This window comes from Sphaerisporangium sp. NPDC005289 (genome assembly GCF_040607455.1).
Lineage (GTDB): Bacteria > Actinomycetota > Actinomycetes > Streptosporangiales > Streptosporangiaceae > Sphaerisporangium > Sphaerisporangium rhizosphaerae.
The window spans coordinates 211,156-223,320 of record NZ_JBEXGS010000012.1; the positions used below are offsets into that span (position 1 = coordinate 211,156).

Annotated in this window: 11 protein-coding genes; 7 read left to right on the top strand and 4 right to left on the bottom strand. The window is 70.9% G+C overall.

Going from position 1 to position 12,165, the window contains the following annotated elements; translation table 11 throughout:
• Positions 1-255: 255 nt before the first annotated feature.
• The 3 genes from araA to araB are packed head-to-tail and all read right to left on the bottom strand — an operon-like array spanning position 256 to position 4,042.
• Positions 256-1,737, bottom strand: a complete 1,482-nt coding sequence (gene araA, locus ABZT47_RS22370; RefSeq protein WP_354845143.1) for an L-arabinose isomerase — start codon at positions 1,735-1,737, stop codon at positions 256-258.
• Positions 1,734-2,396: an L-ribulose-5-phosphate 4-epimerase gene (locus ABZT47_RS22375; RefSeq protein ID WP_354845146.1), complete on the bottom strand. Its 663-nt coding sequence runs from the start codon at positions 2,394-2,396 to the stop codon at positions 1,734-1,736. Before ABZT47_RS22375 ends, araA begins: the two co-directional genes overlap by 4 nt.
• Positions 2,393-4,042, bottom strand: coding sequence for a ribulokinase (gene araB / locus ABZT47_RS22380; protein ID WP_354845149.1), 1,650 nt, complete (start codon positions 4,040-4,042; stop codon positions 2,393-2,395). The genes ABZT47_RS22375 and araB overlap by 4 nt, the downstream gene beginning before the upstream one ends.
• 743 nt (positions 4,043-4,785) lie before the next feature.
• Between araB and chvE the strand changes: the two genes are divergently transcribed.
• From chvE to ABZT47_RS22410, 6 genes are all read left to right on the top strand, one after another.
• Positions 4,786-5,925: a multiple monosaccharide ABC transporter substrate-binding protein gene (gene chvE, locus ABZT47_RS22385; RefSeq protein WP_354845152.1), complete on the top strand. Its 1,140-nt coding sequence runs from the start codon at positions 4,786-4,788 to the stop codon at positions 5,923-5,925.
• Between the two features lie 73 nt (positions 5,926-5,998).
• A complete protein-coding gene (gene mmsA, locus ABZT47_RS22390) occupies positions 5,999-7,537 on the top strand; it encodes a multiple monosaccharide ABC transporter ATP-binding protein (RefSeq protein ID WP_354845155.1) in 1,539 nt (512 codons plus the stop codon).
• Positions 7,534-8,796, top strand: a complete 1,263-nt coding sequence (gene mmsB, locus ABZT47_RS22395; protein ID WP_354845158.1) for a multiple monosaccharide ABC transporter permease — start codon at positions 7,534-7,536, stop codon at positions 8,794-8,796. The genes mmsA and mmsB overlap by 4 nt, the downstream gene beginning before the upstream one ends.
• A gap of 386 nt (positions 8,797-9,182) precedes the next feature.
• Positions 9,183-10,172: a GTP 3',8-cyclase MoaA gene (gene moaA / locus ABZT47_RS22400; protein WP_354845161.1), complete on the top strand. Its 990-nt coding sequence runs from the start codon at positions 9,183-9,185 to the stop codon at positions 10,170-10,172.
• A gap of 103 nt (positions 10,173-10,275) precedes the next feature.
• A complete protein-coding gene (locus ABZT47_RS22405) occupies positions 10,276-10,896 on the top strand; it encodes a molybdenum cofactor guanylyltransferase (protein WP_354845164.1) in 621 nt (206 codons plus the stop codon).
• Positions 10,897-10,921: 25 nt separating this feature from the next.
• A complete protein-coding gene (locus ABZT47_RS22410; RefSeq protein ID WP_354845167.1) occupies positions 10,922-11,209 on the top strand; it encodes a DUF6457 domain-containing protein in 288 nt (95 codons plus the stop codon).
• 223 nt (positions 11,210-11,432) lie between these two features.
• On the opposite strand, the gene ABZT47_RS22415 is transcribed toward ABZT47_RS22410, so the two are convergent.
• Positions 11,433-11,744 carry a DUF3099 domain-containing protein gene (locus ABZT47_RS22415; protein WP_354845170.1) on the bottom strand — a complete coding sequence of 104 codons (312 nt, stop codon included), beginning with the start codon at positions 11,742-11,744 and terminating at the stop codon, positions 11,433-11,435.
• A 94-nt stretch (positions 11,745-11,838) separates the two neighbouring features.
• Here ABZT47_RS22415 and ABZT47_RS22420 point away from each other — a divergent pair, with 94 nt between their 5' ends.
• The gene (locus tag ABZT47_RS22420; RefSeq protein ID WP_354845173.1) at positions 11,839-12,051 is read left to right on the top strand and encodes a dodecin; all 213 of its coding nucleotides are present in this window, start codon (positions 11,839-11,841) and stop codon (positions 12,049-12,051) included.
• Positions 12,052-12,165: the final 114 nt, after the last annotated feature.

The window sequence follows — 12,165 nt, forward strand, 5'->3', positions numbered from 1 at the left end:
GAGCCATGACTCTGGCCCCGCCTCCTTCCTCGCGGGCTGTAGGCCCACGCTGGGGTGGGTCAATTGTTAACGTTCACATCGCCTTTGTAAAGGCATTTCGCGGTTTGACTTGAGCGCTTTACGGACGGGCACGCCAACCGGTCCACCGGGGCGATGCGCCCGGCCGCGCCGAGCCCCGGCGGCGCCGTCCCGGCCCCTCCGCGTGGGGGGACGGGACGGCGCCGCCGGACGCGGGGCCGCGAGAGCGGTACGCCGTCAGAAACCCTGGGCCAGGCGGTAGTACGCCTGGTTCCAGCGCAGCTCCTTGGTGAACTGGCGCGAGGTGGTGTCGGCGTCGATCACCAGCAGCTCCACCCCGAGCATGTCGGCGAAGTCGGTCAGCTCCTCGGCGCCCACCGCCGCCGACAGCACCGTGTGGTGCGGGGCGCCGGCCGTCAGCCACGACTCCGCCGAGGTGCGCAGGTCCGGGCGCGGCGTCCAGACCGCCCGCGCCACCGGCAGGCGGGGGAGCGGCTCGGCGGGGGAGATGACGTCGATCTCGTTGGCCACCAGCCGGAACCGCTCGCCCATGTCGGCCAGGCCCACCACCACCGCGGGCCCGGGCGCGGCGTCGAACACCAGCCGCACCGGGTCCTCGCGGCCGCCGATGCTCAGCGGGTGGATCTCGCACGAGGGCGTGCCCGCGGCGATGGTCGGGCAGACCTCCAGCATGTGCGCGCCGAGGATGGCCTCCTCGCCGGGCGTCAGGTGGTAGGTGTAGTCCTCCATGAAGGAGGTGCCACCGGGCAGCCCCTCCGACATGACCTTCAGCGTGCGCAGCAGCACCGAGGTCTTCCAGTCGCCCTCGCCGCCGAAGCCGTAGCCGTCGGCCATCAGCCGCTGAACGGCGAGGCCGGGGAGCTGCCGCAGCCCGCCCAGGTCCTCGAAGTTGGTGGTGAAGGCCTTGAAGCCGCCGTCGCGCAGGAAGCCGCGCAGGCCGAGCTCGACGCGGGCCGCGTACCGCAGCGACTCGTGCCGGTCGCCGCCGGCCCGCAGCTCGGGGGCGACGTGGTAGAGCTCCTCGTACTCCTTGACCAGCGTGCCGACCTCGGAGTCGGCGGCGGCGTCCACCGCCTCGACCAGTTCGTTGACGCCGTAGGTGTTCACCGAGACGCCGAACCGCAGCTGCGCCTCGACCTTGTCGCCCTCGGTGACGGCCACGTCGCGCATGTTGTCGCCGAACCTGGCCAGCTTGAGCGAGCCGACCTCGGCCCGTCCCGCCGCGGCCCGCGCCCAGGCGGCGATGCGCGCCACGACCGACGGGTCGCTGACGTGCCCGGCCACGGTCTTGCGCGCCACGCCGAGCCGGGACTGGATGTAGCCGAACTCCCGGTCGCCGTGGGCGGCCTGGTTGAGGTTCATGAAGTCCATGTCGATGGAGCTCCACGGCAGCGCGACGTTGGCCTGCGTGTGCAGGTGCAGCAGCGGCTTGCGCAGCGCGTCCAGCCCGGCGATCCACATCTTGGCGGGGGAGAAGGTGTGCATCCAGGCGACGACGCCGGCGCAGTCGTCGTCGGCGCTCGCCTCCAGGCACACCTTGCGGATGGCGGCGGCGTCGGTGAGCACCGGCTTCCAGACCACCTCGAAGGGCAGCGCGCGGTCCAGTGCGCCGGCGATCTCCTGGGACTGCCCGGCCACCTGCGCCAGCGTCTCGTCGCCGTACAGGCCCTGGCTGCCGGTCAGGAACCACAGTTTCACAGGGGACTCCTCTGCCCGTATACGTTCTGGTAGCGGTCGTACAAGTGGTCGATGTCGGCCTGGGGGATGGGCAGCGGCTCGCCGAGCTGGCGGGCGACGTGCACGGTGCGCGCGACGTCCTCGCACATCACCGCGGCCTTCACCGCCGCCTTCGCCGAGTCGCCGATGGTGAAGACCCCGTGGTTCTGCATGAGCACCGCGGGGGAGCGGTGCCCCGACAGCGTGGCGACGATGCCCTTGCCGATGTCGTCGTTGCCGATCAGGGCGAACGGCCCCACCGGGATCTCGCCGCCGAACTCGTCGGCCATCGCGGTGAGCACGCACGGGATCGGCTCGGCGCGGGCCGCCCACGCCGAGGCGTAGGTGGAGTGGGTGTGCACCACCCCGTTCACCTCGGGCATGTGGCGGTAGGTGTAGGCGTGCGCGGCGGTGTCGCTGGAGGGCGCGTAGTCGCCCTCGACCAGGTTGCCCTCAAGGTCGCACACGACCATCGCCTCGGGGGTCAGCTCGTCGTAGGAGACGCCGCTGGGCTTGATGACGAACAGGTCGCCGCCGGGGGCGCGTCCGGAGACGTTGCCGGCGGTCCAGGCGACCAGGTTGTAGCGCACCAGCTCGGCGTGCAGCCGGCTGACCGTCTCGCGCAGCTCGGGCAGCATCATGCCCCGGCCTCGTTCCTAATCGCGCGGAGCCGGTGCAGCAGCTCCCCGTCGGCGAAGTGGTCGTGCAGCCGGCGGTACTCGGCGTACAGCCGGTCGTAGGCGTCGGCGCTCGCGTCGTCGGGCACGTAGGCGGCCGGCGTGCGCTTGCCCATCGCGGCGGCGGCCTCGGCGATGTCGGGGTAGGCGCCCGCCGCGACGGCCGCGTGGATGGCCGAGCCGAGCGCGGGGCCCTGGTCGGAGCCGATGACCGACAGCGGGCGGCGCAGCACGTCCGCGTAGACCTGCATGAGGAAGGGGTTCTTGAGCAGCCCGCCGGCGACGACGAACTCCTCCACCGGCACCCCCGACTTCTCGAAGGTCTCCACGATGACCCGGGCGCCGAAGGCCGTGGCCTCGATGAGCGCCCGGTAGACGTCCTCGGGCCGGGTGGCGAGCGTCTGCCCGGCGATCACCGCCGACAGGTTGTGGTCCACCAGCACCGAGCGGTTGCCGTTGTGCCAGTCGAGCGCGACCAGGCCGTGCGCGCCGACGTTCTGCGCGGCGGCCAGGGAGGTCAGGTACTCGTGGACGCTCACCCCGAGCTCGGCGGCCCGTTCGGTGTAGGAGGCGGGCACCGAGGTCTCGACGAACCAGGCGAAGATGTCGCCCACGCCCGACTGCCCGGCCTCGTAGCCCCAAAGACCCGGCACGATGCCGTCGCGGACGACGCCGCACATGCCCGGCACCTCGGCGAGCTGGTCGGAGGGCATCACATGGCAGGTGGAGGTGCCCATGATGGCGACCATCTGCCCGGGACGGACGGCGTCGGCGGCGGCCGCGGTGACGTGGGCGTCGACGTTGCCCACCGCGACGGCGATGCCCTCGGGCAGCTTGGTGAGCTCCGCCGCCTCGGCCGTCAGCCGGCCGGCCAGGCCGCCGAGGGGCGAGGGTTCCCCGCCGAGCTTGGCGGTGAACCCCGCGAAGTCCGGGTGCAGGGCGGCGAGGAACTCCTCGGAGGGGTAGCCGCCGTCCTGGTAGATGCCCTTGTAGCCGGCGGTGCAGGTGTTGCGGGTCTCGACGCCGGTGAGCCGCCAGATGATCCAGTCGGCCGCCTCGATCCAGCGTTCGGCCAGGCCGTACACCTCCGGGTCCTCCTCCAGGACCTGCAGGCCCTTGGCGAACTGCCACTCGGAGGAGATCTTGCCGCCGTAGCGCGGCAGCCACGCCTCGCCGCGCTCGGCGGCCAGGGCGTTGATCCGGTCGGCGTGCGGCTGGGCGGCGTGGTGCTTCCACAGCTTCGGCCACGCGTGGGGCCGGTCGGGGAGCAGATCGCTCAGCGGGGTGCCGTCGGCGGTGGCGGGTAGCACCGTGCAGGCGGTGAAGTCGGTGCCGATGCCGATCACCTGGCCGGGGGAGATCCCCGCCACGGCCAGGGCCTTGGGGACGGCGACACGCAGGACGTCGAGCCAGTCCCGGGGGGACTGCAGGGCCCAGTCGGGGCCGAGCCGGACGCCGCTGCCGGGAAGCGTCTCCTCGATGACGCGGTCGGCGTACTCGTGGACCGCCGCGCCGAGCTCGGCGCCGTCGTCCACCCGCACCACGACGGCGCGTCCCGACAGCGTGCCGAAGTCGACGCCGACTACACAGTGACTGTTGTTATCGCTCACATTCACTCTCAGGTTGCCGGATGCCGTAAGCCGAACTTGCCGATCCGAACCGCGGGCACCGGTGCGGGCACCGGTTCCGCGGGCGGCGGTGGGCCGGCGCGTCAGCCATGCCTGCGCTCGACTGTGAACGTTAACAACGGGCGGCGTCAAGGAGATTCAGGTCACGGTCCGGTTACGCCGTAATAGTTGCTTAACATCAGGTTGACGTCCCGGCTGCCAGGGCGTTTACTGATGCGCGCTTCGCCCGCCCGCCCCTCCAAGGGGCCGGCCGGCCCGCGGCCCGGTGCCGCCGGGGCGGCCGTGGCGGGCGCCGGCGCGCGAAGCGGTTCGCCGGGCGCGCCTGCTCGCGCCCTGGCGGCGGCGCCCCCGCCAGGGGTGACGTACACTCACGCGGGCACGCCGGTAGACGATGCGTGTGCGGGCCGCCGGGCGCGCCCGGCGGCGCCTCCACCCCCCACGGCCGAGAGAATCGCTGGTCATCAAGGGTTTCACTCTTGTTACAGCGACGTTATCGGCATCTATTGACAGGCTAATTGTTAGCGATAACACTAACCGCTCAGGCATTGGCCACCGCCCCGCCTGATCGCGATCCTGGAGGTCACCGTCAAAGGCGCGGAGGCGGAGGGCGAGGCGCTCGCGACACTCCGCCACGGTGGAGCCGCCGCGACACGCGTCGGGCCTCCCAAGGGCCCGCAAGGATCCACCCGCTCGCATCGGGACCCCCACTCGCAAGGAGTAGCACGATGAGAATCGCAAGACTGGCGACGGTGGCATCCACCCTCGCGCTGGCCGCCGCACTGACCGCGTGCGGCTCCAGCCAGAAGACCGCGGACACCCAGGCGACCTCGTCCGAGGCCGCCGCCGGCAACGGCGGCGCCCTGGTCGGCGTCACCATGCCGACCAAGTCCTCCGAGCGCTGGATCCACGACGGCGACAACGTCAAGGCGAGCCTGGAGAAGCTCGGGTACAAGGTCGACCTCCAGTACGCGGAGAACGACATCCCCACCCAGGTCAACCAGATCGAGAACCAGATCACCAAGGGCGCCAAGCTCCTGGTCATCGCCTCGATCGACGGCACCGCCATCACCACGCAGCTCCAGGAGGCGGCCGACAAGAAGATCCCGGTCATCGCCTACGACCGGCTGATCCGCAACAGCCCGAACGTCGACTACTACGCCACCTTCGACAACTTCAAGGTCGGCGTGCAGCAGGCGACCTCGCTGCTGGTCGGCCTGAAGCTCAAGACCGCCGACGGCGGCGACGGCGACGCCAAGGGCCCCTTCAACGTCGAGCTGTTCGCCGGCTCGCCGGACGACAACAACGCCACGTTCTTCTTCAACGGCGCCATGTCCGTCCTGAAGCCCTACATCGACAAGGGCACCATCAAGGTCCAGAGCGGCCAGACCGACTTCAAGACCGTCGCCATCCTGCGCTGGGACCCCGCCACCGCGCAGAAGCGCATGGAGGACCTGCTCACCAAGACCTACAGCGGCGGCAAGAAGGTCGACGGCGTGCTGTCCCCCTACGACGGCCTGTCGATCGGCATCCTGTCGGCGCTGAAGAGCAACGGCTACGGCACCTCCGGCCAGCCGTACCCCATCGTGACCGGCCAGGACGCCGAGCTGGCCTCGGTGAAGTCCATCATCGCCGGTGAGCAGTACTCCACGATCTACAAGGACACGCGCCAGCTCGCGGAGGTCACCGTCAAGATGGCCGACGCCGTGCTCAAGGGCGGCAAGCCCGAGGTGAACAACACCAAGGACTACGACAACGGCAACAAGGTCGTCCCCTCCTACCTGCTCGACCCGGTGATCGTCGACAAGAGCAACTACCAGAAGGTCGTCGTCGACAGCGGTTACTACACGCAGGCGCAGCTGGGCTGATCCAACGCGGTGCGGCGCCGTGGTCACGGCGCCGCACCGCGCCGTGACATTCCCCCAAGGGACGGAAAACCACATGACCGACGACATCCTGCGGATGCGTGGAATCACCAAGACGTTCCCCGGAGTCAAGGCGCTCCAGGACGTCAACCTGTCCGTGCGCCGAGGCGAGATCCACGCGATCTGCGGCGAGAACGGGGCGGGCAAGTCGACGCTGATGAAGGTGCTGTCGGGCGTGTACCCCCACGGCTCCTACGAGGGTGAGATCCTCTTCGAGGGCGAGCCGTGCCGCTTCGCGGGCATCCGCGACAGCGAGCACCGCGGCATCGTGATCATCCACCAGGAGCTGGCGCTGAGCCCGCAGCTCTCGATCGCCGAGAACATCTTCCTGGGCAACGAGCGCGCCACGCGCGGCCTGATCGACTGGAACCGCACCAACCACGAGGCCGGCCTGCTCCTCCAGCGCGTCGGCCTGCCGGACAACCCGGTGACCCCGGTCGCCGACATCGGCGTCGGCAAACAGCAGCTCGTCGAGATCGCCAAGGCGCTGTCGAAGGAGGTGCGGCTGCTCATCCTGGACGAGCCGACGGCCGCGCTGAACGACGAGGACTCCGCGCACCTGCTCGACCTGCTGCGCGGGCTGCGCGACGAGGGCATCACCTGCGTGATCATCTCGCACAAGCTCAACGAGGTCATCGCGATCGCCGACTCGATCACCATCCTGCGTGACGGGCGCACGATCGAGACCATGGACATGAAGGCCGACCAGGTCACCGAGGACCGCATCATCTCGGGCATGGTCGGCCGCGACCTGGAGAACCGCTTCCCGCCGCACGAGCCCAAGATCGGCGAGGAGGCGCTGCGCATCGAGGACTGGACGGTCTACAGCCCCACGCAGCGCGGGCGCAAGGTCGTCTCCGGCGCGAACATGACGCTGCGGCGCGGCGAGATCGTCGGTCTGGCCGGACTGATGGGCGCGGGGCGCACCGAGCTGGCCATGAGCGTGTTCGGCCGCTCCTACGGGGTGGACATCTCCGGGCGCGTCTACCGCGACGGCAAGCCCGTGGAGATCCGCTCGGTGCGCGACGCCATCGACCACGGCATCGCCTACGCCACCGAGGACCGCAAGCGCTACGGGCTCAACCTCATCGACGACATCAAGCGCAACATCTCCGCCGCGGACCTGGCGAGGCTGGCCAAGCGGGGCTGGATCAACGACAACGAGGAGTACCGGGTCGCCGACGAGTACCGCGGGAGCATGAACATCAAGGCCCCCAGCGTGCTCAGCGTCACCGGCAAGCTCAGCGGCGGCAACCAGCAGAAGGTCGTCCTCTCCAAGTGGATCTTCACCGACGCCGACGTGCTCATCCTCGACGAGCCCACCCGGGGCATCGACGTGGGCGCCAAGTACGAGATCTACACGATCATCAACCGCCTGGCCGACCAGGGCAAGGCGATCCTGGTCATATCCTCTGAACTGCCCGAACTGCTAGGTCTGTGTGATCGGATCTACACGCTCTCGGAAGGCCGCATCACCGGCGAGGTCGCGCGTGAGGACGCGACCCAGGAGCGCCTGATGCACTACATGATGAAGGGACAGGAGCAGATCCGATGAGCAGCATCTCCCCGACCGACGCCGCCGTGGCGCCCGGCGGAAAGGACGCCGGACCCGCGCAGCCTCCCGGGCGCGCCTCGCTGTTCGGCGTCTCGCTGAACATCCGGCAGAGCGGCATCTACATCGCCTTCGCGCTGATCGTCGTGCTGTTCGCCGTGCTCACCGACGGCGCCCTGCTGGAGCCGCAGAACATCTCCAACGTCATCGTCCAGAACTCCTACATCCTGATCCTCGCCATCGGCATGATCATCATCATCATCGCCGGGCACATCGACCTGTCGGTCGGATCGGTGGTGGCCGTCACCGGGGCCATCTCGGCGGTGCTGATGGTCAACTACGGGGTTCCCTGGCCGCTCGCCGTGCTGCTCACCCTCATCGCGGGCGCGCTCATCGGCGCCTGGCAGGGCTTCTGGATCGCCTACTTCGGCATCCCGGCGTTCATCGTCACGCTCGCCGGCCTGCTGCTGTTCCGGGCGCTCACCCTCACGGTCCTCGGCAACCAGGGCATCGGCCCGTTCCCCGACCAGGTGCGCACGCTGGCCAACGGCTTCACCGACGGCTACCTCGGCAACATCGGCCTCGGCCCGCTCGGCGGCGCCGACCTGTTCAGCCTGCTCGTCGGCATCATCGCGGTCGCCGGCATGGCCGTCTCGCAGTGGCGTACGCGCACCGCGCGGCAGAGGTACAGCCAGAGCGTCGACCCGCTGCCGGTCTTCCTGCTGAAGATCATCGCGGCGGCGGTCGTCGTCCTGGCCATCGTGGTGCAGCTCGCCCGCTTCAAGAACCTGCCCTGGGTGCTGGTGCTGCTGGCGGCCCTGGTGCTCGGCTACTCGATGGTGACCAACCGCGCGGTGTTCGGCCGTCGCATCTACGCCATCGGCGGCAACCTGCAGGCGGCGGTGCTGTCCGGCGTCAAGGTCAAGTCGGTGGTCTTCTGGATCTTCGTCAACATGGGCGTGCTGTCGGCCCTGGCCGGCATCATCTTCGCCGGGCGCCTCAACCAGGCGGGCCCGACGGCCGGCGGTTCCTTCGAGCTCGACGCGATCGCCGCGGCCTTCATCGGCGGCGCGGCCGTCCAGGGCGGCGTCGGCAAGGTGATCGGCGCGATCACCGGCGGCCTGATCATGGGTGTCATCAACAACGGCATGTCGCTGATCGGCGCGCCGAGCGAGCGCGTGATGCTGGTCAAGGGCATCGTCCTGCTCGCCGCCGTCGCCTTCGACGTGTGGACCAAGCGCCGCTCGGGCAGCGCCCAGTAAAGCGCCGCGAGCCGCATGGGCGGCGCCCCTCTCGCGGGGCGCCGCCCATGTTCGTCGCGGGAGAACAGCGGCGTCGCACGGCGGCCCGGACGCCGGCTCACCCCGGCCGGAGGCGACGGAGCGGGCCGGGACGCGGTGGCCGCTGCGGGGCCGGTGCGGGGCGCGAGACGATGCGGGGCGCGGGGACGGCGCAGGGCGCGGGGGTGGTCGCGCGCGGATGATGACGCGCGGGCGGTGGGGCGCGGCGACCCCTAAGGGCGCGGAATTGCGGCGGGGCAGGGGGCGTTTCGTCGGAGGCGACGGCTACTGTGAAAATCGTATACAGCTTCGCCGTCGGCTGACCGATTCCGCCGATGAACGTTCGCGCAACCACAGGAGGCCCCCCGGTGCTCGTTGACTCGTTCGGGCGAGTGGCCACCGACCTCAGGGTCTCGTTGACCGACAAGTGCAACCTCCGGTGCGCCTACTGCATGCCACCGGAGGGGCTCGACTGGCTGCCCAAGCCCGAGCTGCTCACCGCCGACGAGATCTGCCGCCTGGTGGCCATCGGCGTCGAGCGGCTCGGCGTCACCGAGATCCGCTTCACCGGGGGAGAGCCGCTGCTGCGGCGCGAGGTGCTCGACATCGTCGCGCGCTCCGCCGCGCTGCGCCCCCGGCCCCAACTGTCGATCACCTCCAACGGCATCGGCCTGACGCGCCTGGCCGGCCCGCTGGCCGAGGCGGGCCTCGACCGGGTCAACATCTCGCTGGACACCCTCGACCGCGAGGCGTTCGCCAGGCTCACCCGCCGCGACCGCCTGCCGGACGTCCTGGCGGGCCTGGCGGCGGCCGACGCCGCGGGCCTTCGCCCGGTGAAGGTCAACGCGGTCCTCATGCGAGGCGTCAACGACAGCGAGGCGCCGCACCTGCTGCGTTACTGCCTGGAGCACGGCTACGAGCTGCGCTTCATCGAGCAGATGCCGCTCGACGCCCAGCACGGCTGGCGGCGCGAGAACATGGTCACCGCCGACGAGATCCTGTCGATCCTGTCGGGGGAGTTCACGCTGACCCCCGACGACCCCGCGGGGCGGGGCAGCGCCCCGGCCGAGGTGTTCCTGGTGGACGGCGGGCCGGCGAAGGTCGGCGTCATCGGCTCGGTGACCCGGCCGTTCTGCGGCGCCTGCGACCGCGTGCGGCTGACCGCCGACGGCCAGATCCGCAACTGCCTGTTCGCCACCGAGGAGTCCGACCTGCGCGCGGCCCTGCGCTCGGGGGCCGGTGACGACGAGCTGGCCCTGCGGTGGGTCGCCGCGGTGCGCGGCAAGCGCGCCGGCCACGGCATCGACGATCCGAGCTTCCTGCAGCCCTCCCGTCCCATGTCGGCCATCGGCGGCTGAGTTGGGCGCCGCGCCGTCCGGGCCGCCGCACGACCTCCCCGGCCCGGCCGCCCGTGAGCCCGTACCGCCGTCCGGGCCGCCGCGTGACCCCGTGGTGCCGGGGGTGCCGCCGTACGACGCGGTGGTGCTGGCCGGGGGACGGGCGCGACGCCTCGGCGGGGAGGACAAGCCCGGCGTCTCCGTCGGCGGCCTGACGCTCATCGAGCGGGTCGCCGCCGCCGTGCCCGGCGCCGCCCGGCTCGTCGTGGTCGGCCCGCCGCGCCCCGGCCTGCCGCGCGCCGAGTTCGTCCGGGAGGACCCGCCCGGCGGCGGCCCGGTGCCGGCCCTGCGCGCGGGCCTGGCACGGGTGCGAGCGCCCTGGGTGGCGCTGCTGGCCGCCGACCTGCCCTTCCTGCTGCCCGAGCACGTGACGGCGCTGCTGTCGGCCGCGCGGGGCGGGGCCGGGGCCGTCCTGGCCGACGACGAGGGCCGCGAGCAGTGGCTCACCGGCGTCTGGCACGCCGAGACCCTGTCCAGGGCCCTGGCCGGCTACCAGGGGCGCTCGCTGTACGGCCTGCTCGGCCCGCTGGCCCCGGCGCGGCTGCGACCGCCGGTGGCGGACGACGGCCGTGATCCGTGGTTCGATTGCGACACGATCGACGACGTGGAGGCCGCCAGGAGGCGGGCGCCGCGCCAGGCCGCCGGACCGCCGTCCGGCGCAGGGGCGGCGGGCGAGCGTCCGTGAGGGATGCTCGCCGGAAGTGTGAAAGGTGCACGACGAACACGACGAGAGGGACCACATGAACGTGCTCGCCGAGTGGACGGCGCTGGTCTGCAAAGAACTGGGCATCGACCCCGAGAAGATCGACAGGGACGCCGTCCTCGACCTGACCAGGGACGTCGCCCACGGGGTGGCCCGTCCCGCGGCGCCGCTGACGGCGTACCTGCTCGGCCTGGCCGAGGGGGCGGGCACCGCGCCGCCGCAGGCCGCCGAGCGGCTGTCGGCGCTGGCCGAGAACTGGGGGCAGGCGACGGCGGAGACCCTCGGCGACCGGTGAGCCGGCATCGCGCCGGCGCGTGCGAGAAGAGCGCCTACGCGGTTTGACCAGGAGTTTTATCCGGAAATGGGCGACGCCGGGTGGTTACGGGGGCAAACCACCCGGCGTCGCTTCATCGGCGTTCCGACGGGGGCCCGGAACGCCGGCACGAGCGCTCCGACGGGGGACCAGAGCGCTTGCTTAAAGCGTACACCTACAACCCATGGGGTGCGTCAAGAGTTTGTCACGACCCGATCTCGCGTCGGTGGCGTGGTATCTCGGTTTGGTTAGGTTCTTCCTCGTCAAAGGTCGAGCTCACGCCGGTGTTCGGCTGGTTGGCCCCGACCACGGCGATGTAGGGAAGGAAGATCGCCCCGGCCACGAATAGCGCCCTGACAGGCCAGGGAACGTCCAGTACGACGGCGAGAATGAGACAAATGGTGCGTATGCCCATTTGGATGAAATAACGCTTCTCCCTGCGGCCGATGTCGGCCGTCAGCGAGGGCCTCGCGTTGGTGACCTCATGTACGACCGTGCGGTCGCGCCGAAACCTCACACCGACCACGTTAGTCCGCCAACTCCTCGGCGCTGACGGCGGCCACGGGCCTGGCGGGCGTCATACGATCAAGGCCGACGCTAAGGAGAGATCGATGAGCGATCGTACGTACCGCGTGACCGAGATCGTCGGCACGTCGCCCGAGAGCGTGGACCACGCGATACGCAACGGCATCAGAAGGGCCTCCCAGACCCTCCGCCACCTCGACTGGTTCGAGGTCACCGAGGTGCGCGGGCAGATCCTGGACGGCGAGATCGGCCACTACCAGGTGGGGATGAAGGTCGGCTTCCGCCTGGAGGACTCCTAGGAGGCCCGCGGGGCCGCGGGCGCCGCAAGGCCGCCCGCGGCTCCGCCGGACCCGTGAGGCGACCTGGCGGTCCCGCGAGGGCCCCTCGCGGGACGGCGGCGGCCCCGGCGCCGG

Bases quoted from the DNA above. Each gene is read 5' to 3' on its own strand.
- ABZT47_RS22375 (WP_354845146.1), bottom strand. From the start codon at position 2,396: ATGATGCTGCCCGAGCTGCGCGAGACGGTCAGCCGGCTGCACGCCGAG.
- mmsB (WP_354845158.1), top strand. From the start codon at position 7,534: ATGAGCAGCATCTCCCCGACCGACGCCGCCGTGGCGCCCGGCGGAAAG.
- mmsA (WP_354845155.1), top strand. From the start codon at position 5,999: ATGACCGACGACATCCTGCGGATGCGTGGAATCACCAAGACGTTCCCC.
- chvE (WP_354845152.1), top strand. From the start codon at position 4,786: ATGAGAATCGCAAGACTGGCGACGGTGGCATCCACCCTCGCGCTGGCC.
- ABZT47_RS22420 (WP_354845173.1), top strand. From the start codon at position 11,839: ATGAGCGATCGTACGTACCGCGTGACCGAGATCGTCGGCACGTCGCCC.